The organism is Alcaligenes faecalis, from assembly GCF_005311025.1.
Classification (GTDB): Bacteria; Pseudomonadota; Gammaproteobacteria; order Burkholderiales; family Burkholderiaceae_B; genus Alcaligenes; species Alcaligenes phenolicus.
The window spans coordinates 358,352-380,788 of record NZ_CP031747.1 but is presented as its reverse complement, the minus strand read 5'-3'; the positions used below and the strand labels follow the sequence as shown (position 1 = coordinate 380,788).

The 22,437-nt window shown below is 56.7% G+C and carries 19 protein-coding genes; 10 read left to right on the top strand and 9 right to left on the bottom strand.

Annotated elements, in window-relative coordinates; all coding sequences use genetic code 11:
- Window positions 1-14 precede the first annotated feature (14 nt).
- From sucC to metE, 3 genes are all read right to left on the bottom strand, one after another.
- Window positions 15-1,175, bottom strand: coding sequence for an ADP-forming succinate--CoA ligase subunit beta (gene sucC / locus D0C27_RS01760; protein WP_009461782.1), 1,161 nt, complete (start codon window positions 1,173-1,175; stop codon window positions 15-17).
- An 84-nt stretch (window positions 1,176-1,259) separates the two neighbouring features.
- Window positions 1,260-1,838, bottom strand: coding sequence for a DUF2889 domain-containing protein (locus D0C27_RS01755; RefSeq protein ID WP_035272843.1), 579 nt, complete (start codon window positions 1,836-1,838; stop codon window positions 1,260-1,262).
- Between the two features lie 272 nt (window positions 1,839-2,110).
- A complete protein-coding gene (gene metE, locus D0C27_RS01750; RefSeq protein ID WP_137430268.1) occupies window positions 2,111-4,405 on the bottom strand; it encodes a 5-methyltetrahydropteroyltriglutamate--homocysteine S-methyltransferase in 2,295 nt (764 codons plus the stop codon).
- A gap of 117 nt (window positions 4,406-4,522) precedes the next feature.
- Between metE and D0C27_RS01745 the strand changes: the two genes are divergently transcribed.
- Window positions 4,523-5,443: a LysR family transcriptional regulator gene (locus D0C27_RS01745; protein WP_026483398.1), complete on the top strand. Its 921-nt coding sequence runs from the start codon at window positions 4,523-4,525 to the stop codon at window positions 5,441-5,443.
- A gap of 167 nt (window positions 5,444-5,610) precedes the next feature.
- Here the strand turns inward: D0C27_RS01745 and recX are convergent, their stop codons facing one another.
- Together recX and recA are read right to left on the bottom strand one after the other, a co-directional pair.
- On the bottom strand, window positions 5,611-6,192 hold the full coding sequence (gene recX / locus D0C27_RS01740; protein ID WP_258866202.1) for a recombination regulator RecX: 582 nt from the start codon (window positions 6,190-6,192) through the stop codon (window positions 5,611-5,613).
- 50 nt (window positions 6,193-6,242) lie between these two features.
- Window positions 6,243-7,325: a recombinase RecA gene (recA, locus tag D0C27_RS01735; protein ID WP_137430267.1), complete on the bottom strand. Its 1,083-nt coding sequence runs from the start codon at window positions 7,323-7,325 to the stop codon at window positions 6,243-6,245.
- Window positions 7,326-7,531: 206 nt separating this feature from the next.
- Here recA and D0C27_RS01730 point away from each other — a divergent pair, with 206 nt between their 5' ends.
- From D0C27_RS01730 to D0C27_RS01715, 4 genes are all read left to right on the top strand, one after another.
- Window positions 7,532-8,221, top strand: a complete 690-nt coding sequence (locus D0C27_RS01730) for a response regulator transcription factor (RefSeq protein WP_003799515.1) — start codon at window positions 7,532-7,534, stop codon at window positions 8,219-8,221.
- A 10-nt stretch (window positions 8,222-8,231) separates the two neighbouring features.
- Complete coding sequence (locus D0C27_RS01725; RefSeq protein WP_137430266.1) at window positions 8,232-9,689, top strand: sensor histidine kinase; 1,458 nt, start codon at window positions 8,232-8,234, stop codon at window positions 9,687-9,689.
- Between the two features lie 4 nt (window positions 9,690-9,693).
- Window positions 9,694-11,367, top strand: coding sequence for an MFS transporter (locus tag D0C27_RS01720; protein ID WP_035272847.1), 1,674 nt, complete (start codon window positions 9,694-9,696; stop codon window positions 11,365-11,367).
- Between the two features lie 167 nt (window positions 11,368-11,534).
- Complete coding sequence (locus D0C27_RS01715) at window positions 11,535-12,431, top strand: recombination-associated protein RdgC (protein WP_009461768.1); 897 nt, start codon at window positions 11,535-11,537, stop codon at window positions 12,429-12,431.
- Window positions 12,432-12,467: 36 nt separating this feature from the next.
- Here the strand turns inward: D0C27_RS01715 and D0C27_RS01710 are convergent, their stop codons facing one another.
- Window positions 12,468-13,520: a helix-turn-helix domain-containing protein gene (locus tag D0C27_RS01710; RefSeq protein WP_080748095.1), complete on the bottom strand. Its 1,053-nt coding sequence runs from the start codon at window positions 13,518-13,520 to the stop codon at window positions 12,468-12,470.
- Window positions 13,521-13,634: 114 nt separating this feature from the next.
- Between D0C27_RS01710 and D0C27_RS01705 the strand changes: the two genes are divergently transcribed.
- From D0C27_RS01705 to D0C27_RS01685, 5 genes are all read left to right on the top strand, one after another.
- Window positions 13,635-15,242, top strand: a complete 1,608-nt coding sequence (locus tag D0C27_RS01705; protein ID WP_026483404.1) for a long-chain-fatty-acid--CoA ligase — start codon at window positions 13,635-13,637, stop codon at window positions 15,240-15,242.
- A gap of 44 nt (window positions 15,243-15,286) precedes the next feature.
- Window positions 15,287-16,081 carry a crotonase/enoyl-CoA hydratase family protein gene (locus D0C27_RS01700; protein WP_009461766.1) on the top strand — a complete coding sequence of 265 codons (795 nt, stop codon included), beginning with the start codon at window positions 15,287-15,289 and terminating at the stop codon, window positions 16,079-16,081.
- A 51-nt stretch (window positions 16,082-16,132) separates the two neighbouring features.
- Window positions 16,133-16,450, top strand: a complete 318-nt coding sequence (locus D0C27_RS01695; protein ID WP_026483405.1) for a DUF485 domain-containing protein — start codon at window positions 16,133-16,135, stop codon at window positions 16,448-16,450.
- Window positions 16,447-18,015 (top strand): cation/acetate symporter ActP, encoded by a 1,569-nt coding sequence (gene actP / locus D0C27_RS01690; protein ID WP_137430265.1) that lies wholly within the window; start codon window positions 16,447-16,449, stop codon window positions 18,013-18,015. The genes D0C27_RS01695 and actP overlap by 4 nt, the downstream gene beginning before the upstream one ends.
- Before the next feature lie 79 nt (window positions 18,016-18,094).
- Window positions 18,095-19,615 carry a CoA-acylating methylmalonate-semialdehyde dehydrogenase gene (locus tag D0C27_RS01685; RefSeq protein WP_060185191.1) on the top strand — a complete coding sequence of 507 codons (1,521 nt, stop codon included), beginning with the start codon at window positions 18,095-18,097 and terminating at the stop codon, window positions 19,613-19,615.
- A gap of 182 nt (window positions 19,616-19,797) precedes the next feature.
- Here the strand turns inward: D0C27_RS01685 and D0C27_RS01680 are convergent, their stop codons facing one another.
- From D0C27_RS01680 to D0C27_RS01670, 3 genes are all read right to left on the bottom strand, one after another.
- The gene (locus D0C27_RS01680) at window positions 19,798-21,093 is read right to left on the bottom strand and encodes an aspartate carbamoyltransferase (RefSeq protein ID WP_026483408.1); all 1,296 of its coding nucleotides are present in this window, start codon (window positions 21,091-21,093) and stop codon (window positions 19,798-19,800) included.
- A gap of 161 nt (window positions 21,094-21,254) precedes the next feature.
- Complete coding sequence (locus tag D0C27_RS01675) at window positions 21,255-21,710, bottom strand: hypothetical protein (protein ID WP_196784025.1); 456 nt, start codon at window positions 21,708-21,710, stop codon at window positions 21,255-21,257.
- Window positions 21,711-21,823: 113 nt separating this feature from the next.
- The gene (locus tag D0C27_RS01670) at window positions 21,824-22,411 is read right to left on the bottom strand and encodes a hypothetical protein (protein WP_009461761.1); all 588 of its coding nucleotides are present in this window, start codon (window positions 22,409-22,411) and stop codon (window positions 21,824-21,826) included.
- Between the last annotated feature and the right edge of the window lie 26 nt (window positions 22,412-22,437).

Sequence of the window (22,437 nt, the reverse complement as noted above, 5' to 3'; positions counted from 1 at the left end):
TCCTCAACCTTTTCTTACTTGGCGGCAGCGACAACAGCAGTCGCCGCTTCGGCCATGGTGTCAGCACTGATGATGGGCAGACCGGAATCGGCCAGCATTTTCTTGCCCAGCTCTTCGTTGGTACCCTTCATGCGTACCACCAGAGGCACGTTCAGGTTGACGGCCTTGCACGCAGCGATCACGCCTTCAGCGATCACGTCGCAGCGCATGATGCCGCCGAAGATGTTAACCAGAATGGCTTTGACGCCCTTGTTGGCCAACATGATCTTGAAGGCTTCAGTAACTTTTTCGGCCGTAGCGCCACCGCCCACGTCCAGGAAGTTGGCAGGCTCGCCGCCAAACAGCTTGATGGTGTCCATGGTCGCCATGGCCAGACCGGCACCGTTCACCAGGCAGCCAATGTTGCCGTCCAGCTGGATGTAGGCCAGGTCGTACTTGCTGGCTTCAACTTCAGCAGGATCTTCTTCAGCCAGGTCACGGAAAGCCACGATATCGGGGTGACGGAACAAAGCGTTGCCGTCGAAGTTGAACTTGGCGTCCAGAGCGATGATGTCGCCCGAGCCGGTCAGGATCAGAGGGTTGATCTCGGCCAGTTCAGCGTCGGTTTCGGTGTAGCACTTGTACAGCTTCTGGAATTCAGCAACGGCTTTTTCGATCGAAGCGTCAGGAACGCCGATACCGCGAGCCAGCTTGGTGGCTTGCTCGTTGGTCAGGCCAACAGCAGGGTCCACGAATTCTTTCAGAATGGCGTCGGGGTCGCGCTCGGCCACTTCTTCAATTTCCATGCCGCCTTCGCTGGAAGCCATCACGGCCACGCGCTGGGTAGCACGGTCGGTAACGATACCGACGTAGTATTCCTTCTTGATGTCCGCGCCTTCCTCGATCAGCAGGCGACCCACTTTCTGGCCTTCAGGGCCAGTTTGGTGAGTGATCAGCTGCATGCCCAGGATTTCCGAGGCCAGTTGACGCACTTCGTCCATCGAGCGAGCCAGCTTGACGCCACCGCCCTTGCCACGGCCACCGGCGTGAATCTGGGCTTTGACAACCCACACAGAGCCACCCAGCTCCTGCGCAGCTGCAACCGCTTCATCGACGGAGAAGGCAGGAATTCCGCGTGGCACGGCAACGCCAAACTGCTTAAGCAGTGCTTTGCCCTGATATTCGTGAATTTTCATGTGATACCTGTCAGTCTAAAAACACAATAAAAAAAGAAGGCAGGAACTCCAGGCCTGAGCCCGAGACCTGACTAAAACAAAAAACTAATCCACCCCGTCTGTGACTTTAGGTCGATACCAGACGGGATAAAACTCCTCAACCACGGGACCGCTCAAACGCAAGGCATGACAGCCATCCAGATGGAAAGGCTGCTTGTCGGTGCGATAAATCTCTGATTCCCCGCTGCTGCGACGTCGCCCGGCCATGGTTTGTACGGCGGCGGTTGGCAACACTTGTGCCAGCTCGCTCATGTGCGTACAGCCAGCCGAACGCCCAAAGCGCTCTTTGACACCCTGACGAAACTGCTTGAGCAAATTCAGGCCCACCAACTTCTGGTAGGCGTCCGCAATGGACGAACAGTTGTCCTGGTAAGGGGCTGCATCGTAGACCGCCACGGCATCCACAATGGCAAAGCTGCTATCGATAGTGATACGCAGATGCATCAGGTGGACAGGATCACCTGCCTTATGGGTTTGGCCGTTGCGTATGGGAAAGTCGTAGGACTTCACATCCAGCAGCGAGGCCTCCAGGTCCCAGAGGCCATCTTCCCGTGCAAACGACTCTACCGTGATGGTACGCGTATGCAATGGTTCACGGGCGACGGACGGCGGGGGCAAAGGCATTGATATGAACGGGGCGGCAAGATTGAAACTGATCAAGTATAACGCACCTCGTATGTTCCGTATCAGCCACTTACATAATCTGTAAGCGCATCCCAAGCGGGCCAAACACAGGATCTACGCGGCGTCGATCCTACGGTATACCAAATTTGCATGAAAAAAACGACCACCTGACGGGCGGTCGTTTTCATCCAGCCTGGGAAATCAGGCAGCAGGACGAAAAGCGCCCTGCCCTGTCAATCTATTCAAGCGGCTTATTTTAAGCCTGCACCAAATCAGGCTGCCGCCCGCAATGCTTTGGCCGCATCCACCATAGCCAGCAAGGCAGCCTCAGTTTCAGACCAAGCCCGCGTCTTCAAACCGCAGTCGGGATTCACCCACAAACGGTCGGCGGGCAAGCGCTTGGCCGCCTCCCCCATCAAGCGCACCATCCAATCCTTATCAGGCACATTGGGCGAGTGAATGTCATAAACGCCAGGGCCAATATGATTGGGATACTCAAAATTCTCGAAAGCATCCAGCAAGAGCATATTGGAGCGCGAGGTTTCAATCGTGATCACATCCGCGTCCATATCGGCAATGGACTGCATGATGTCGTTGAACTCCGAGTAGCACATATGCGTGTGAATCTGGGTTTCATCGGACACCGCGCTGGTGGACAGGCGAAAGCAATCCACCGCCCAATCCAGGTAAGCCTGCCAATCACCCTGACGGAGCGGCAAGCCTTCACGAAAAGCGGGTTCATCCAGCTGGATGACACGAATGCCGGCCTGTTCCAGATCAGAAACTTCATCCCGCAAGGCCAAAGCCAGCTGGCGGCAAGTATCGGCACGGGGCTGGTCGTCACGAACAAAAGACCACTGCAACATCGTCACTGGCCCCGTCAACATGCCTTTGACGGGCCGATCAGTCAGTGATTGGGCGTAGGAGGACCAGGCCACACTCATTGGCGTGATGCGCAACACATCCCCAAAGATAATAGGCGGCTTTACGCAACGCGACCCGTAGCTTTGTACCCAACCGTTTTGCGTAAAGGCGAAACCACCCAGCAGTTCACCAAAGTATTCCACCATATCGTTGCGCTCGGCCTCACCATGCACCAGCACGTCCAGACCGATCCGCTCCTGAAAACGAATAACTTGCTCGATTTCTGCCTGCATCGCTTTTTCATAAGCCGCATCACTCAGGGCTCCCCCACGCCAGTCGCGGCGAGCAGTACGAATTTCCGTGGTCTGAGGAAACGAACCGATCGTGGTGGTGGGATAGGCGGGTAACTTCAGCTTGTTGCGCTGGGCCTGGATACGCTGCGCGAAGGGCGTACGTTGACGCTTGAGCTGGTCAATCTTGGCCATCTGGGCTTGTACGGCAGGATTATGCGTGCGCTTGGACTCACGGCGCGTTTGCAAAGCAGCTTGCTGAGCTTGAACCGCTTGCTGACCCGCTTCGTCCAAAGTGCCATCCAGCAATCCTTGCAACAGTTTCAGCTCATCCAGTTTTTGCACCGCAAAGGACAGCCAGCTCTTTAATTCAGCGTCCAGGCCGGTTTCACTTTGCACATCCACAGGGACATGCAGCAGCGAGCAGGATGGCGCAATCCACAGGCGCTCGCCCAAAGCCGCTTTCAAGGGCTTCAAGGCTTGAACCGTTTTTTGCAGATCGATGCGCCAAATATCCCGACCCGAAATCACACCGGCAGACAGCACCTGGTCTTGCCCCAATACCGCTTGTACGGCCTGCAAAGCAGCCGGAGCACGCACCGCATCCACATGCACACCCGCCACGGGCAAATCCTTCAATACCGCGACGTTCTCATGCAGATCATCAAAATAAGTCGCCAGCAGCAGCTTCAAGCCGGATTGATTCAGACCTTGATAGACGCGACGGAAGGCGTCTTGCCACGCTTGAGGCAAATCCAGAACCAGAACAGGCTCGTCAATCTGTACCCATTCCACACCCTGAGCTTTGAAACGGGCCAGCACTTGTTCATACACAGGCAGCAAAGTATCCAGCAAGGCCAGCTTGCCCGCATCTGCCAAGCCCTCATAGGCATCGCCCTTGCCCAGCCACAACCAGGTCAAGGGTCCGGGAATCACGGGCTTGACCTTGTGCCCCAGAGCCTTGGCCTCTTCAATCTGCTCAAACAAGAATTCACGGGCAATCCGGAAGCTTTGACCTGGTGTGAATTCGGGCACGATGTAGTGGTAGTTTGTATCGAACCACTTGGTCATTTCACAAGCAGCGGCAGGGGTACCGCTGGGCGCACGGCCACGCGCCATGCGAAACAAGGTATCCAATGACACGGGTGCATTTTCGGCCTGGCCGAAACGGGCAGGAACCGCTCCCAGCAAGGTGCTCCACTCCAGAATCTGGTCATACCAGGCAAAATCGCCCACAGGTACCGTATCCAGCCCAGCCTTGCCTTGCAAACCCCAATGCTGGGCGCGCAAGGCTTTGCCTGTTTCCAAAAGCTCTTGCTGGCTTACCTGACCGGCCCAATAGGCTTCCAAAGAGCGCTTCAATTCGCGCTGCGTGCCCATGCGAGGAAAACCCAGATTATGAATAATAGTCATAGTAAGCCCATAAATTAGAAATAAAAGGCCCGTATCAGGCGCTTGAAATCTATTGTGCCTGTATACTTATTTGAAAAAAAATCAAATACACCATGCTAATCATGAGTTTTCCTCAACATGCTTGAAATCCGCCATCTCGAAACCCTGAGCGCCATCCGCGACAGCGGCAGCTTGCAAGAAGCCGCCGAGCGCCTGCATGTTACGCAGTCCGCCCTCTCGCACCAGCTCCGCGACCTGGAAGTGCGGCTTCAAGTGCAATTGCTGAACCGCCGCACCCGCCCTGCCCGCCTGACCACCGCCGCTCTGCGTATCCTGACGCTGGCCGATGACATCCTTCCGCGTGTACGCGCCACCGAGCGCGATTTGCAAAGACTGGCCGCCGGACGCACGGGACGCCTGCATGTGGCCATTGATTGCCACTCCTGCTTTCAATGGCTGATGCCAGCACTGGACGCATTCAGGCAGCAATGGCCTGACGTCACGCTGGACTTGAGCGCGGCTTTTTCCTTTGCGCCCTTGCCCGCCTTGATGCGTGGGGATCTGGATGTGGTGATCACCTCGGACCCGCAGGACAATCCGGCTGTCCATTACGAACCCCTGTTTCGCTACGAGCTGGTGCTGGCTGTCTCCAACCAGCACCCCTTGTCGCAGTACCGCTATGTGGAACCTTTTCAATTGACCGATCAGGTTCTGATTACCTACCCGGTAGAACGCAATCGTCTGGATATTTTTACGCAGTTCCTGACGCCAGCCGATGTGGAGCCCGCTGCGATTCGGCAGGCCGAGCTAACGCCCATGATCGTGCAACTGGTTGCCAGCCAGCGTGGTGTGACGGCGTTGCCAAACTGGGCCTTGACGGAGTTCTTGAACCCGGCCTCGATTCGCACTTGCCGTTTGGGAGAGCACGGTATCTGGCGCACGCTATACGCCACGGTACGTAGTGAAGATTTACAAGCGGACTATGTGCAGGCCTTTTTGGCACAGGCACGAGAGACCTGCTTCAAAAGCCTGCAAGGAATCGTGGCGGCGCAGTCTTGAGCCATTTAGCAATGGCATGGCAAAACTCTGTTGCAAGCACTATATAGATAGAGGAAAAGTACAGGCGGGCGGGCTCATGCCACCTTGAACGAGAGAGACCACGTTTTTTGATAGCGGCAGCAGACAAGCAAGAAACACAGCAAAACGAAGCATTGCAGATAGCTTATTCAAGCCGGATCGTCTTCCCAATCACCCAGAATCTGCTGCAAGATACGGCCCGAGAAGCCTCGGCTGGCCATGAAGCGATATTGTTTGGCGTAACTGCGGGGATCATCGGGCGGCGCACTGAATTTCTTGCTCCACACGTGCTTGGCCCGTTCCAGTTCGGTCGCCATCAATTCTTCTTTGATGATTTCGGTCTGTTCCACATCCACGCCATGCTGGCGCAGTTCTTGCAGAATGACTCGGGTGCCCACACGCGAGGCACGGCGATTGACGACACTATGTGCGAAGCGCTCGTTGGACAGCCATTTCTGTTCGACCAGGGCGTCGAGCAAAGCTTCCACTTCTTCAGCGGTTTCTGCATGGGGTGCCAGACGGCGGCCCAACTCCAGGCGCGAGTATTCGCGTCGGGATAAAAAATTCAACGCTCTGGCTTTAAGAGACAGCCCCGGCCGTTTGGACGGAGCTTTCTTTTCCGCAGCCGGAGCATCATCACCCGAGCTTTCTTCTACGTTTCTGCCCGCCCGAGTGGGCCGGGCAGAAAGCGCAGCAACGCGCTCCCTTTGAGCTTGTTTACGTTCCCGGATTTCCTCCGGGTCTGTCTCAAAGGGTTCGTCATCGAACTCTGGGGGAAAAATCAGACTTCTCCCTCGGCCGGATCAACCACAGAAGCAGCGGCTGGACGGCTGACAGCAGCGCTCATCAGGGCAACGCCCAGCTTTTCACGCACTTTGTTTTCGATTTCGCGGGCCAACTCGGGGCGCTCTTTCAGGAATTCGCGCACATTGTCCTTACCCTGACCAATGCGGTTGCCGTCGTAGCTATACCAGGCACCTGCCTTGTCGACCACGCCAGTTTGTACGCCCAGATCGATAATCTCGCCTTCGCGGGAAATACCGCTGCCATACATAATGTCGAATTCGGTTTGCTTGAAAGGAGGCGCAACCTTGTTCTTGACCACTTTAACGCGGGTCTCGTTACCCACCATTTCGTCGCCACGCTTGATGGAACCGATACGGCGAATATCCAGACGCACGGAGGAGTAAAACTTCAGCGCGTTACCACCCGTGGTGGTTTCAGGGTTGCCGAACATGACGCCAATCTTCATACGGATCTGGTTAATGAAGATGACCATGCAGTTAGCGCGTTTGATGGTGGCCGTCAATTTACGCAGGGCCTGGCTCATCAGACGGGCCTGCAGACCAGGCAAGGAATCGCCCATATCGCCTTCGATTTCAGCCTTGGGAGTCAAGGCGGCCACCGAGTCGATAACGATCAGGTCTACCGAACCCGAACGCACCAGGGCTTCGGTAATTTCCAGAGCCTGCTCGCCGGTATCAGGCTGGGAGATCAACAGATCGCCCAGGTTCACGCCCAGTTTTTGAGCATATTGCACGTCCAGCGCGTGTTCGGCGTCAATAAAGGCACATGTGCCTTTGAGCTTTTGCATCTCTGCAATCACTTGCAGGGTCAGCGTGGTTTTACCCGAAGATTCCGGGCCGTAAATTTCAATAACGCGACCACGTGGCAGACCACCGACGCCCAAAGCAATGTCCAGACCCAAGGAACCCGTGGAGACCACCTGGATGTCATGCTCGACGTTGTCGTCGCCATAACGCATGATCGAACCCTTGCCGAACTGCTTTTCGATTTGCGACAGAGCGGCGGCCAGCGCTTTGGAACGTTCCGAGGCCACTGCTTTGCTGTTTTTATCGTCCATGAAAAATCCTTGACTGTGGAATGGCGCCCCAACGGACGGGCACGGCAATTAAAAATCAAACCTAATTATTGCATCAAATTATACTGTATATATACACAGATATTCAAATAAATTAACTAGCCGCCATCGTTATCCCCTACTGACCAGCCTTACAGCCTTGTGCAACAATGCCGAACAGCCATTCAATCATCTGTTTGTGTAGGGTCATGCGCATACTCATAGCTGAAGACGACAGTATTCTCGCGGATGGACTTTCTCGCTCCTTACGCTACGAAGGCTATGCGGTTGACGTCGTGCACGATGGCGATAGCGCCGACTCGGCCTTGCAGCTGCAAAGCTTTGACCTTCTGATCCTGGATCTGGACCTGCCCAAAAAGCCCGGCCTGTCGGTGCTGCAGTCTATCCGACAGCGTCAGGACACGCTCCCCGTACTGATTCTGACAGCCAGCGACACCGTAGAACAGCGCGTGCGCGGTCTGGACCTGGGCGCGGACGACTATATGTCCAAACCCTTTGCCCTGACCGAGCTGGAAGCCCGTGTACGCGCCCTGACGCGTCGCAGTACCGGCACCAGCAGCGCCTTGCTGCATCACAAGCGCTTGAGCTTCGACCTGAAAGGTCGCATGGCTTATATAGACAATCAGCCCCTGGAGCTGTCGGCGCGTGAAACCAGCTTGCTGGAGATTTTCCTGTCGCGCAGCGGTCGCATGATCAGCAAGAACCAGTTTGTGGATCTGCTCTGTGAGTGGGGTGAGGAAGTCACCCCTAACGCCATCGAGGTCTATATCCACCGCCTGCGCAAAAAACTGGAGCCTAGCGGCGTACGCATCCTGACCGTGCGTGGTCTGGGATACTGTCTGGAACCGGAAAAACTGCGAGAAGACGCTCCAGCCTAAAGGATCGTCCATGCAGCACGCTACGCCCCCATCCCACAACACGGCTGCGCCTGCCAAAAGCAAGCGTGTCGCACCGCGCCCGCTCATCCACAAGATCATGATCTGGATTTTCGGGCCTTTGTTTCTGCTGTGGACGGTAGGCATTGTCATTACCTACTTCATCGCCCAGCACATTGCGAACTCCCCCTACGACCGCACCTTGCGCGATCACCTGGACTTGTTGCGGGTGGAAATCAGCCATCAGGATCTGAGCCAGCCCATCCATTTATCGCACGGGGCACAGACAATTTTGCGTCAGGAAAGCCCGACCCCTACGCTATGGCAAATCCGCGATGCCAATGGCGAGCCACTGGCTGGCAACGCGAATTTGCCGGTTCCCGACAGTTGGGGATATGACACCGACCTACTGCGCTACCGGGACGTTATTCTGGATGATCAAAGCCTGCGGCTGGCCTATGTCTGGGGGGGCAAGGACAAAAACGACACGCCCTTTCTGGCGGTTGCTGCCGAAACCAATGAACATAGAGCGGTGCTACACAGAGAAATTCTGATCGGGATGCTGACACCGCAATTCATTCTGGTACCGTTGGCGGCCATGCTGGCGGGCCTGGGGCTGACACATGGCCTGGAGCCGCTGAACCTGCTGCAAGCGCGCTTGCGCGCTCGTGCGCCCGGTGATTTATCGCCGGTAGATCAAGAGCAGGCGCCTGCCGAAATTGTGCCGCTGATTGATGCCATGAATGGACTCCTGGCCCAGCAGGCACAATTTTCAGCCACTCAAAGGCAGTTTGTGGCCAATGCGGCCCACCAGTTGAAAACGCCGCTGGCGGGGATACGCACCCAAGCCGAACTGGCCCTGCGCGAGCGCGACCCCAGGCAGACCGAAGCCAGCTTGCAACAACTGGTACGCGGCACCGACCGGGCCACGCGCCTGGTCACCCAAATGTTGGCCTTGGCCCGTGCCGAAAGCAGCGATGCCCTGTACGCCCCTACCAAGCAAACCCTGGACCTGAATACCCTGACTGAATTGCATGTAGGCCAGCGTGTGCCCGATGCCTTGAAGCTGGGGCTGGATCTGGGGCTGGAAAACACGGCAAAAGCCATCCTCTTGCAAGCGGATCCGGTCCTGCTCGATGAGCTGATCAACAATTTGCTGGATAACGCCCTGATTTACACCCCTGCTGGCGGCTGGATCACCATGCGTACCGGCCAGACGCAAGGCCAGGGCTGGTTGGAAATCGAGGACAACGGCCCCGGCATTCCCACGGAACATAAAGCACGAATTTTTGATCGTTTTTATCGCATCATGGGCAACCAGGCAGACGGTAGTGGCCTGGGGCTGGCCATTGTGCGGGAGATTGCCGACATTCACGGCGCCTCCATCGACTTCATGCCACTGACTGGGGGCCAGGAAAGCGGCCTGCGCTTGCGCGTCAGTTTCCCACTGTCTTTGCCTTGGAGAGCCTGAGTACATGCCCCAGACAATCACCAGTGCAACCTTCCCGAAAGCCAAGAACAAGCTGGACACCCAAGGCCGCAAAGTTATTTTTGCCTCCGCCCTGGGCACCATGTTCGAGTGGTACGACTTCTACCTGTACGGCTCCATGGCCGCCATTCTGGCGCAACACTTCTTTTCCGCTGTTAACCCGACAGCCGGCTTTATCTTTGCCTTGTTGGCCTTTGCCGCCGGTTTTGCCGTACGCCCCTTTGGAGCCTTGCTCTTTGGTCGTATTGGCGACCGCGTGGGCCGCAAGTACACCTTTCTGATCACCATCCTGCTGATGGGACTGTCCACCTTTTTGGTCGGCGTACTACCCAGTTATGAAGCCATCGGGATTGCCGCCCCCATCATGCTGATCGTCCTGCGTCTGCTGCAAGGCCTGGCCATGGGTGGCGAATACGGCGGTGCCGCCACCTATGTGGCTGAGTACGCACCCCAGCACCGTCGCGGTTTTTACACCAGCTGGATTCAGACCACGGCATCTGTGGGTTTGCTGCTGTCCCTGCTGGTCATCATGGGCATACGCAGTCTGGTCGGGGAAGAAGCATTTGTGGTTTGGGGCTGGCGCATTCCCTTTCTGATTTCCGTGCTGCTGCTGGCGATTTCCGTCTGGATACGGATGAACCTGAAAGAGTCACCTGCCTTCCAGCACATCAAGGAAGAAGGCACGCTGTCGACCTCGCCCATTACCGAATCCTTCGGGCGCTGGGCGAATCTGCGCATCGCCTTGCTGGCGCTGTTCGGCCTGACGGCCGGCCAAGGCGTGGTCTGGTACACGGGACAGTTTTACGCCTTGTTCTTCATTACCCAAATGCTGGGTTTGCATGCCACCTTGGCGCAAACCTTGATGGTAATTTCACTGCTACTGGCCACCCCGCTATTTATCTTTTTTGGCTGGCTGTCGGATCAAATCGGGCGCAAGCCCATCATCCTGACGGGCTGTTTGCTGGCCGCCCTGACCTACTACCCGGTCTTCCAGGGCCTGGCCTATTTTGCCAACCCTGCTTTGGTCCAGGCGCAGCGCAACGCGCCCGTCACTGTCATTACCGACCCGGCCAGTTGTTCCTTCCAGTTCAATCCGGTGGGCAGCCACACCTTCACCAGCTCTTGCGATATCGTGAAATCCTACATGGCCAGCCACGCGGTCAGCTACAACAACGTCAAGGGTTCGCCCGGTCAGGTGGCCCAGGTACGCATTGGCGATCATGTGATCGATGGTTTTGAAGGCGGACATCTGAGCCGCGCCGATTTTGCCCGTCACTCGCAAGAGCTGCGCAATGAGCTGACTCAGACCATGCGCCAGTACGGCTACCCGGACGGCGCAGACCCGGAGCAGATCAATAAAGTGATGCTGGTGGTCCTGCTGACCTATCTGGTGGGGCTGGTAACCGCGGTCTACGGCCCCATTGCGGCCATGCTGGTGGAGATGTTCCCGATCCGCATCCGCTACACCTCCATGAGCCTGCCCTATCACATTGGCAATGGCTGGTTCGGGGGCTTTTTGCCCACCCTGTCCTTTGCCATGATTGCCGTCACTGGCAATATTTACGATGGTTTGTGGTACCCGATTCTGATCTGTCTGGTGACGGTTGCGATTGGTGCGCCCTTTGTGCGCGAAACCCGCCATAACGACATCAATCGTTAGCCAGTCCAGGCAAAAAACGCGTTGCACCGGCCATTTCCCGCGCTCTGTCAAGCAAATGCAAGGGTCCGTAAATGGCGGGGCGACACAGGAAGATCTGCGCGTACAATCGAACATTGCCTCGGGCTTTACGCCCGCCCTTTTTCTTCTGTTTATTTATCTTCGTATCCATGTGGTTTAAGAATCTACGCATCTATCGCCTCTCCCCCGACTGGGTATGTTCCGCCGAAGAGCTGGAAGAAGCTCTTTCCAAACACAGCTTCACCCCTGGTTCCAGCCAGGAACCGCTAAGCCTGGGCTGGGTCAGCCCACGCGAGAACAGTGCTCTGGTGCACGAAGTTAACGGTCAGTACCTGATCGCTCTGCGCGCCGAAAAGAAGCTGCTGCCCACCACAGTGATCAACCAAGTCGCTCGTGAAAAGGCTCGTGATATCGAAGAGCAGCAAGGCTACAAACCTGGCCGCAAGCAAATGAAGGAAATCAAGGAACAAGTCATTGTGGACTTGATGCCTCGTGCCTTCGCCGTCTCGCGCGACACCCGCGTCTGGCTGGATACCCGCAACCACTGGCTGGCTATTGATGCCGCGGCTACCGCCAAGAGCGACGAAGTTCTGGGCCTGCTGGCCAAGAGCGTGGAACCTTTCCCCGTGCAGCCTCTGTATACCGAGCAATCACCCGGTGCCGCCATGACCTCCTGGCTGGTGGACGAAGAGCAACTGGCCAACTTTACTGTGGACCAGGACACGGAACTGCGCTCCACCGGCGATAGCGGTGCTGCCGTACGCTACGTGAAGCAAAGCGCCGACATTGACGAAGTGCGCAAGCACGTTGAAGCCGGCAAGCAATGCACCCGTTTGGCCATGACCTGGGCAGATCGCATCAGCTTTGTGCTGACCGATGCGCTGGACGTCAAACGCGTGGCCCCGCTGGACATCCTGACTGAAAAACAAGATGTGACGGCCGTCAACGATGACGAAATCTTTGACGCTGACATGACCTTGATGACCTCCGAGCTGGCCAAGATGATCAGCGATCTGGTCGAAGTCCTGGGCGGCGAACGCAAGTAAGCCCGGACCACACAGCCTGCTTGGCTGAACCGCCCTTCAGGCCAGTTCCTGCTGGGCGGCGCGATACACACCGGGCGTCATGCCCGTCCAATGGCGGAAAGCCCGGTGAAATGTCGCTGGCGAACTGAACTTCAAGGCGTAAGCAATTTCAGCCAGCGACATATCTTTGCGCAGCAATTTGAAAATCGCCAAATCTCGGCGCAGCTCATCCTTGATCCCCTGAAACGACAGGCCTTCTTCTTGCAGCCTGCGTATCAGCGTGCGCGCCGACATATGCAATTTGCCGGACACATCCTGCAAGGTGTAGCCCAGATCGGTATGCAAGATTTCCCGTACTTTCAGGCGCAAGGCATGCTCGTGATAGGAAGTAAAAATCCAGTCACGCGGCGCACGCTCCAGAAAGGCTCTGGCCTCAACCTGAGTGCGTTGTGGCCGTACCTGCCCCAACTCCACGCCGAACAAGATATGCGAGCACGGCGCATCAAAACTGACTGAAGCGGGAAACAGCACCGAATAGTCCGCCGCAAAAGCCGGTCTGGGAAATGCAAAGGCCACTTGCTGCACCGGCACCTCGCGCCCCATCAGCCAGGACACAATTCCGTGCGTCAGCTTCAGCATCAGTGCATGGCCGAAACGATGCACATAGGCGGTGGGATAGCGCGGCACCAGCTCAATGCCCAACTCTTTATCCGTGCGTATCAGATTCAGGCTGAAATCATCCAGCAGCAGATTCCAGAACTGGGTGAAACGGTACAAGGCCACATTGATGGATGGCGCATCCCGCACGGTGCGCACAATGTATTTCAAGGCCCCGGCCCGTATCGGCCGAGTCCAGAACCCCATCATCTCATCGCCCGTTTTCCTGGCGCTTTCCTGATACAGGCGCACCAGTTGATCCCGCGTCAAACGAGCGCCGGGCCGATCAATAAAGTCTTTCACGATGCCCGACTGCTTCAGGCAGTGATCCAGCACCTCTTCGGAGTAGCTGGTGCGCAGGCTGTGAAACCAGTCCTGAACCAGATCCAGCGCCACGGTGGCGGTATGGGCTGCATCAACGGGCACCGGGAGCGTGCCGGGCAAAGCATTCATTTCCTATGACCTCTCAAAGATTGTCACTTTTTGCATATTCGACGTCAGTATTCGCTATTGGGTAAGGTGCTAAACCATCCTATGCTGACACACATAATACAAGGAGACATCACCATGTTAGGCACTGGAAATATGATGCATATGCCCTTGCTCATCAGTTCAATTCTCACCCACGCCGTAGAGAATAACCCTGAGCAGGAGATTGTTACCGCTTTGGATAATGGCGAGCTTCATCGCTACAGCTATCTTGAATTTGCCCACCGGGTTCAGGATCTGGCCTTGGGACTGCGCCGCGAAGGCCTGCAGCCCGGCGAGCGCGTGGCAACTTTGGCATGGAACACCTACCGCCATCTGGAAATTTACTACGCCACCTCGGGCATCGGTCTGATCTGTCACACCGTGAACCCGCGTCTGACGCGCGAGCAAATTGCCTTCATCATCAATGATGCTCAAGACACGGTGATGTTCTACGACGAACATTTTGAAGAAATGGTCAGCTATCTGCGCGGCCAGTGCCCCACCGTCAAGCAGTGGGTACGCATGGGCAGCCAGGCCCAGGGCCCCTTGGCCGATGAATACGAAAGCTGGCTGGGCAATGACAGCACGGGCTTTGAGTGGCCTGTGTTTGATGAAAATACCGCCAGCGGCCTGTGCTACACCTCCGGCACCACGGGCGATCCCAAAGGTGCCCTGTACACCCATCGCTCCACCCTCTTGCATGCCTACGCTTCGGCCCACCCGAACGCACTGTGCATTGCCAGCGCTGACGCCGTCATGCCTTTGGTCCCCATGTTTCACGTTAATGCCTGGGGCCTGCCTTACTCCGGCCTGATGTCCGGAGCCAAAATTGTTCTGCCCGGTGCAAATTTGCAGGGAGAGCGCATTTACTCCCTATGCGAACGCGCTGGCGTCACCTTGTCCGCCGGTGTACCCACCATCTGGAAAACCGTGCTGGACTATGCCAAAGCCAATGGCAAGCAGTTCACCACCCTGAGCCGCATCCTGATCGGCGGTTCCGCTTGCCCACCCAATATGATTGCCGCCTGGGCGGGCTACGGCATTACCGTGCGCCACGCCTGGGGCATGACTGAAACCTCGCCGCTGGGCACGGTGTGCCAATTGCTGCCCAAACACAGCGATCTGCCCGAAGCCCAGAAGCAGCACGTGCTGGCCTCGCAAGGCCGTGCCCTGTTCGGCGCACGCCTGAAAACTGTTGACGACGAAGGCAACACCTTGCCACGCGACGGCAAGAGCAGCGGCCACCTGCTGATCCAGGGCAACTGGATCATGGACCGCTATTACGGCAAACCCGATCTGGCCAGTGAAAACGGCTGGTTCCGCACAGGCGACGTGGGCTCCATCGACGCCGATGGCTACGTCTACATTACTGACCGCAGCAAGGATGTGATCAAGTCCGGTGGCGAATGGATCTCCTCGATCGAGATCGAGAACATCGCCATGGAAGAGCCTTTGGTTGAGCTGGCTGCCTGCATCGCCCAGGCCGACGACAAATGGGGCGAACGCCCCGTGCTGTTCGTGGTGCCACGCGAAGGCGCTGAGCTGGATGAGGCCCACATGCTGGAGCGCTATCAGGATCGCGTCACCCGCTGGTCCGTACCCGACAAAGTAATTTTCATCGACCAGATGCCGATGACGGCAACTGGAAAGATTCAAAAAATGGCACTGCGCAAAATGCTGGCGGATCAAACCGACCCCAGCTGATTTGCACCACTGCCCTCGCATTTACGTAACACAAGGAGTTTTTTATGGCCGCCCCTTTCCTGCTCACCACCGAGTTGGACAACATCGGAATTGTCACGCTGAACAAGGCGCACAAGCGCAACGCCCTGGATGAAGATGCCATTGCTGAAATTGATGCGTACTTCTCCAATATTCCCGAGCACATCCGGGTCATTCTGATGAAGGCAGAAGGCGACCATTTCTGCGCGGGCCTGGATCTGAAAGAACACCATGACAAGGAACGCGGCGCCGTGGATTTTCTGCGCGTCTGCCAAAGCTGGCACCGTGCTTTTGACAAGATCGAACACGGCGGCATCCCCGTCATTGCCTGCCTGCAAGGCGCGGTCGTGGGTGGGGGCCTGGAACTGGCCAGCGCAGCGCACATTCGCGTGGCCGACAGCAGCACCTTCTTTGCCCTGCCTGAAGGCACACGCGGCATCTTCACCGGCGGTGGCGCAACCGTTCGCACCGCAAAAATCATTTCTCCCAACCGCATGATCGAACTGATGCTGACAGGCCGCGTGCTCGATGCCGTGGAAGGAGAGCGACTGGGGCTGGCGCACTACGTGTGCAACAACGAAGCCAACCCCAAAACAGCCTATGAGCTGAGCCTGGAACTGGCCCAGCGCATTGCAGGCAATGCCATCTTGTCGAACTACGCCATTGTCAGCTCGATCAGCCGCATTGCCGATATGTCTGCCACCGATGGCCTCTTTGCCGAGGGCTTGATGGCAGCAGTAGTTCAAACCGGGCGGGACGTGCAGGAACGCTTGGGGGAGTTTGTTAATAAGAAAGCTCATAAAGTGAAGCCGACCAAATAATATCGGCCAGGCGGACATGGGCAGTAATCACAACAATACGGAGACAAAACCATGCTGTCGCATCAAGAGTTAAGCCGGCAACTAGCCGGACTACAGGAATATGAGCAACTCAAGTCGCAGCGTCGGCGTCTGGCATTTGCCTGCGCCGGCATCTGCCTGGGGCTGACCGGCCTGTTTATCGTGACGGCCATTTTTTGGCCCGGCGTTCTAACCCATGATCTGGGCAGTGGAGGAGCTGTCAACAGTGGCATGGTGTACGGGGTAGGACTGATTTTTGTGTCCTGGTTATTAACAGGCGTGTATATCCACGTCGCCAACACGCGCTTTGATCCGCTTTGCGAACGTGTACTGGCAAAGGTGCGCCCATGAATACACAAGCGATTCTGATTTTTGCCGCCTTTGTGGTCGTGACCCTGGGCATTACTTACTGGGCCTCGTCACGCACTCGTTCCAGCTCGGACTTTTACACCGCCGGGGGTGGCATTACCGGCACGCAAAATGGGCTGGCCATTGTGGGTGACTACATGTCCGCCGCCACCTTGCTGGGTATTTCGTCCCTGGCCTTTACCAACGGCTTTGACTCGCTGTTGTATGCGGTCTGCGCCTTCATGGGCTGGCCGGTCATCATGTTTCTGATTGCCGAGCGCTTGCGCAATCTGGGTCGCTACACCCTGAGCGACATCGTCTCATACCGCCTGGATGAACGCAGCACTCGCATCTTTACCGCGATCAGCTCGCTGACCGTGGTGCTGTTCTACCTGATCGTGCAAATGGTCGGCGCAGGACAACTGGTGCAACTGCTGTTTGGCATCGACTACACCTATGCCGTGGTGGCCGTGGGCTTGCTCATGATGGTGTACGTCGTGGTGGGTGGCATGGTGGCAACCACCTGGGTACAAATCATCAAGGCTATCTTGATGATGGGTAATGGCTTCTTGATGGCTGGCCTGGCCCTGTACTACTTCAACTTCGACTTTTCCGCCCTGGTCAGTGCGGCGGTCGAACATCACCAGGCTGGCGCGGCTATGAAGGGTCCCTGGAAGCTGATGGCTGATCCATTCTCGGGCCTGTCTCTGGCAGTGTCACTGGTGTTTGGTATTGCCGGTCTGCCTCACATCATGATGCGTTTCTTCACGGTGCCTGATGCACGCGCTGCCCGTAAATCGGTCTTCGTGGCAACGGGTTTGATGGGCGTCTTCTTTGTGGTGATCTGCTTTCTGGGTCTGGCTGCCATGGCCATCCTGCCCAACTACCCCGAGTTCTATGTGGACGGCAAGGTAGGCGGCATGGTGCTGGGCGGCTCGAACATGCCCATCATGCACCTGGCAACGGCTTTGGGTGGCAACCTGCTGTTTGGTTTGCTGGCCGCCGTATCCTTTGCCACGATTCTGGCCGTGGTCAGTGGTTTGACCCTGGCCGGTGCCTCGGCAGTTGCACATGATCTGTACGCCAAAGTCATCCGCCGCGACGATGTCACACCCTCGCAAGCCATGCGCGTCAACCGTCTGGCTTCGATCGGCATTGGCATTGTCGCCATTTTCCTGGGCCTGCTGTTCCGTGACCAGAACGTGGCGTTCCTGGTTGCCCTGGCCTTCAGTATTGCCGCCTCGGCCAACTTCCCGGTCTTGCTGATGTCCATGTACTGGCGCGGCATGACCACTCGTGGTGCCATTTATGGCGGTTTGAGCGGCCTGCTTGTGGCCCTGGGCCTGGTGATTCTGTCGCCAGCCGTCTGGGTCCGCATTCTGGGCTTTTCCGAAGCCGTATTCCCTTACGACTTCCCCACCCTGATTTCCATGCCTTTGGCATTCTTCATGATTTACTTTGTATCGAAACTGGACAGCAGCCGCCGCGCCAGCGAAGACCGGGATGGCTTTGACGCCCAACAGGTCCGCGCTGAAACTGCAGTCGGTATTGCTGCTGTCTCTCACTAGATACTTGGTACTCTGGCGGTAGCCCAGCCCGACCGGGTTACCGCCCCTTGTTTTAATTCATCCCAGCAGGAGCATCACCATGACAGAGTTAAACACCCCCGAAATTGCTCACTACATCGGAGGTGGCCAGCAGGCTGGCGCCGGTACACGTACTCAACCGGTGTACAACCCGGCCACCGGCCAGGTCAGCGCCAAAGTCAAACTGGGTAGCCAGCAAGATATTGACGCCGCTGTGGCCAGCGCCCAGGCCGCTTTCCCCGCCTGGGCCGACACCCCACCGCTACGCCGCGCCCGTGTGCTGTTCAACTTTTTGTCCTTGCTCAACGAGAACAAGGAAAAGCTGGCAGCCATGATTACGGCCGAGCATGGCAAGGTTCTGTCCGATGCAATGGGCGAAGTCACCCGCGGTATTGAAATTGTGGAATTTGCTTGCGGCATTCCTCAACTGCTCAAAGGCGATTTCACCGAACAGGTCAGCACCAATATCGACAACTGGACCATGCGCCAGCCCTTGGGTGTGGTGGCCGGTATCACCCCGTTCAACTTCCCTGTCATGGTGCCCATGTGGATGTTCCCTGTCGCCATCGCGGCGGGTAACACCTTTGTGCTCAAGCCCAGCCCTATCGACCCCAGCCCCAGCCTGTTCATTGCCGAACTGCTGAAAAAAGCCGGGCTGCCCGATGGCGTGTTCAACGTGGTGCAAGGTGATAAAGACGCGGTTGAGGCGCTGGTCAATCACCAGGACGTGCAAGCCGTCTCCTTCGTGGGCTCCACCCCGATTGCCAACCGTATTTATGAAATGGGCGCCATCGGCGGCAAACGCGTGCAAGCCCTGGGCGGTGCCAAGAACCATCTGGTCGTCATGCCGGATGCCGACATCGACCTGACCGTGGACGCCCTGATCGGTGCCGCCTACGGCTCGGCTGGCGAGCGTTGCATGGCCATCTCGGTAGCCGTGCTGGTGGGTGACTCTGCCGAGCGTATCCTGCCCAAGCTGGAAGAACGTACTCGCAGCCTGAAGATTCTGAATGGCACCAATGCCGCCGCCGAAATGGGCCCCATCGTGACACAGCAAGCGCGCGAGCGCATCAGCAGCTGCATCGACAAAGGTGTACAGGAAGGCGCCAAACTGTTGGTCGACGGTCGCGAATTTGACGGCGCCAAAGCCGGTGAAGGTTGCGAGAACGGCTTCTGGATGGGCGGCACCCTGTTCGATCACGTCACCCCTGACATGAGTGTGTATCAGGAAGAAATTTTTGGCCCTGTGCTGTGCTGCGTACGCGTACCGGATCTGGCCAGTGCCATTGAACTGATCAACAAGCACCAGTTCGGCAACGGCGTAGCGTGCTTTACCAGCGACGGTAACGTGGCCCGTGAATTTGGCCGCCGCATCCACGTGGGTATGGTTGGCATCAACGTGCCAATTCCAGTGCCAATGGCCTGGCACGGTTTTGGTGGCTGGAAGAAGAGCCTGTTTGGCGATATGCACGCTTACGGTGAAGAAGGTGTCCGCTTTTACACCCGCCAGAAATCCATCATGCAGCGCTGGCCTGAAAGCATCTCCAAGGGTGCGGAATTCGCCATGCCTACGTCCAAGTAAAAGTAGATTTGCCGGGCTGAATCGTCACTTTCAAAAAACGGCTCAGCTTGGCATATCGGTATAAGTCTGCTCACCCAGCAGGCTTATAAAACACGTTTCAAGAACAAAAAAACCGGGGCTCTAATTCAGAGCCCCGGTTTTTTTTAATGCTTGCGTGTACTTAGCGCTGACACCTGCTCAACTTAGTACATGCCGTGGAAAACCGCATCATCAGGACCGATGTGCGAAGGAGGATTCCAGGTCACATCGCGCATGGAATGCTGCACCAGCGTTTCCACACCCAGCAGCACAGCAAAAATCGCCATACGCACGGGAATACCATTGTCAGCCTGGCGGAAGATAGCCAGACGCGGATCGTGGTTCAGATCCACGCTCAAATCATGGGCACCTTCGCGGCTATCGCGTGGCAGTGGGTGCATCACGATTACATCGGGGCCGCAGCAACGGTCAATAATGGCTTTATTGACCTGGAAGTCGGCCGTGAAGCTGCCGTCCTGCCCTTCTTCGAAGCGCTCTTTCTGCACACGCGTAGCGTAAATAACATCCACACCAGGCAAGCCCTTTTCCAGGGACGTCGTCTGCTCGATGACGTGCTTACCTTGCTTGGCCACCTGCTCCACAATGTGCTCGGGCATTTCCAGGCCGGGGGGCGAGATCAGGGTGAACTTCAGGCCACGGTACATACCCAGCAACTTGATCAGGGAGTGCACAGTACGGCCATACTTCAAGTCACCCACCAGAGCGATATGTGCACCATCCAGCAATTTGCCCAGACGGGAAAATTCAGTGCTGATAGTGTACAAATCCAGCAGCGCCTGGCTGGGGTGTTCACCCGCACCGTCACCACCGTTCACCACAGGAATGTTGGTGGCACGCGCAAATTCCGCGACTGAACCTTGCTCAGGGTGACGAATCACCATGGCATCCACATAGCCGCTCATGACGCGGCTGGTGTCGTAAATGGATTCGCCTTTGGCCATGGAGGAAAAGGTAAAGCCAGTGGTATCGCACACCGAACCACCCAGGCGGCAGAAGGCCGAGCCGAAGCTGACGCGAGTACGGGTGGAGGCTTCGAAAAACAGGTTACCCAGCACTGCCCCTTCCAGCACGCGCGACACTTTTTGACGGCGAGCGATGGGCTGCATGATGTCGGCCAGACTGCACAGTTCTTCCACGGTTTCGCGGGTGAACTGGTCTACGGACAAGAGCTGATGCTTGCCGCCGGTAGCGATACGGTCACGCAAAGGACCGGACTGTGCGCTTTGCGCATACTTGCTCAGCAAGGCTTCGTTTTCCACGATTTCCGTGACAAAACGCTGCACCACTTCGGGCATGGCCCGCGACTCCAAAGAGCCTTCAGGCAGCAGCCAGGTATCCAGTGCACGACGCTTCACCCCAATACGTGCCGCAAAAACGTCACGAGTCAGGTTCAGGCGACGCATTGCATCACGCAAAAAAACTTGTTGGGAGACGGCCATATCAGCTCTCGCTTATGAAATATACGCAATGCGCACATTTTAAGACTGCGACTGATAAAAAAGCGAGCAAGAATTGAGACTATTGCAGAAAATACAACGACACTCTACGCAGCAGGCTGGAATCGCTGCTGTCTGAGCGTAGCGTTCAAGTAGAAGGCAAGCTAAGGATGCTGCCGATAAGGCGTGGTGTAGGGCTGGGCTTCGTCATTATTGGGAACGACAAAACCGTCATAATCTTGCTGGCCGGAGGTAAGCCAATCGCTATGCTGGTAGGCAAAATCGGCCAGGCCCAAGGTACCCCATACGCCAATTACAAAAAGAGCCAGACTCAAGGCCAGAAAGAAGGCCGAACAGAAACCGGGTATCCAGGCCCAGCGTCGCCCTACTTTAGAGCTGTGCCACGCCAAGGTCCAGTGACTCCAGCACAAGGCCAGAAACGCCGAAACCAGCCCCATCAGAAAAACGAACAAGGGCAGGCGCAAAAAAGCGGGGACGAAAACGGATCCAATTGCTCCGGTGCCCATCAACATGACGAACAGCAGCGCGGCCCCATGCAGGCCGACCAGAACCCGAAAAGAAAGAATATAAAAAGCGAGACTGCCTGGCGGGGTCACCATACCGACTTTCCTGTTAGTAACAAGAGCGGCGGGTTCGCACCCACCGCGTTTTTCAAAAAGCCGGGCATGGGTGAACCCAGGACCAGGACAGCATTCAGACGAACAAGCAGTGCTTACTTCTTACCGTTGGTCTGGGTAGCCTGTGGACCGGCAATCGCGCGGGCAGCAGCCAAAGCGTTAGCTTCCGTACCAACCATGAAAATCAGACGGCCATCTTTAACGGGCGAACCGTAAGCAGGGGCAGCCAGCATGGTGTCACCCACGACCAAAGCCAGACGCTTTTTGGGGAACTGAGTGGTAACTTGCAGCAGACGCTGAGCAGCCTCTGGAGTCAGATCCAAAGCCAGCAAACCTTCTTTGCTGTCGTTGGTGCCGGCTTGCACGCCAACCAGATCCTCACGCACCACCACGGCACGCGGATTCACAAACAAGACACCATTAGGTTGCACGTCGACACGTGCCCAACCCGCTTGTTCCTGAGTATCAGCCAGGAAGATCTGTACAGGCGCAGCTTGCTGCTCGGCACCAGCTTGAGCCTGAGGCTGCTGAGCACCCGTCGCAGGCGTGGAGGGAGTGGTTTGCGTTGCGGCGCTGGAGGTGCCAGCTTTGTCGCTCGGCTTTTCTTGAACGGTTTGACAAGCGGCCAATGCGACCAGGCCAACAGGAGCCAAAATTCGAGCGAGTGTGCGTAAAGTCATCATAGTGAAGTTCCCCCCTCTCTTTACGA

Bases quoted from the DNA above. Each gene is read 5' to 3' on its own strand.
- D0C27_RS01710 (WP_080748095.1), bottom strand. From the start codon at position 13,520: ATGAATGCTTTGCCCGGCACGCTCCCGGTGCCCGTTGATGCAGCCCAT.
- D0C27_RS01700 (WP_009461766.1), top strand. From the start codon at position 15,287: ATGGCCGCCCCTTTCCTGCTCACCACCGAGTTGGACAACATCGGAATT.
- D0C27_RS01705 (WP_026483404.1), top strand. From the start codon at position 13,635: ATGTTAGGCACTGGAAATATGATGCATATGCCCTTGCTCATCAGTTCA.
- D0C27_RS01670 (WP_009461761.1), bottom strand. From the start codon at position 22,411: ATGATGACTTTACGCACACTCGCTCGAATTTTGGCTCCTGTTGGCCTG.
- D0C27_RS01725 (WP_137430266.1), top strand. From the start codon at position 8,232: ATGCAGCACGCTACGCCCCCATCCCACAACACGGCTGCGCCTGCCAAA.
- recA (WP_137430267.1), bottom strand. From the start codon at position 7,325: ATGGACGATAAAAACAGCAAAGCAGTGGCCTCGGAACGTTCCAAAGCG.
- D0C27_RS01755 (WP_035272843.1), bottom strand. From the start codon at position 1,838: ATGCCTTTGCCCCCGCCGTCCGTCGCCCGTGAACCATTGCATACGCGT.
- D0C27_RS01720 (WP_035272847.1), top strand. From the start codon at position 9,694: ATGCCCCAGACAATCACCAGTGCAACCTTCCCGAAAGCCAAGAACAAG.
- sucC (WP_009461782.1), bottom strand. From the start codon at position 1,175: ATGAAAATTCACGAATATCAGGGCAAAGCACTGCTTAAGCAGTTTGGC.
- D0C27_RS01685 (WP_060185191.1), top strand. From the start codon at position 18,095: ATGACAGAGTTAAACACCCCCGAAATTGCTCACTACATCGGAGGTGGC.
- D0C27_RS01730 (WP_003799515.1), top strand. From the start codon at position 7,532: ATGCGCATACTCATAGCTGAAGACGACAGTATTCTCGCGGATGGACTT.
- D0C27_RS01745 (WP_026483398.1), top strand. From the start codon at position 4,523: ATGCTTGAAATCCGCCATCTCGAAACCCTGAGCGCCATCCGCGACAGC.
- D0C27_RS01680 (WP_026483408.1), bottom strand. From the start codon at position 21,093: ATGGCCGTCTCCCAACAAGTTTTTTTGCGTGATGCAATGCGTCGCCTG.
- metE (WP_137430268.1), bottom strand. From the start codon at position 4,405: ATGACTATTATTCATAATCTGGGTTTTCCTCGCATGGGCACGCAGCGC.
- D0C27_RS01715 (WP_009461768.1), top strand. From the start codon at position 11,535: ATGTGGTTTAAGAATCTACGCATCTATCGCCTCTCCCCCGACTGGGTA.
- D0C27_RS01695 (WP_026483405.1), top strand. From the start codon at position 16,133: ATGCTGTCGCATCAAGAGTTAAGCCGGCAACTAGCCGGACTACAGGAA.
- actP (WP_137430265.1), top strand. From the start codon at position 16,447: ATGAATACACAAGCGATTCTGATTTTTGCCGCCTTTGTGGTCGTGACC.
- D0C27_RS01675 (WP_196784025.1), bottom strand. From the start codon at position 21,710: ATGGTGACCCCGCCAGGCAGTCTCGCTTTTTATATTCTTTCTTTTCGG.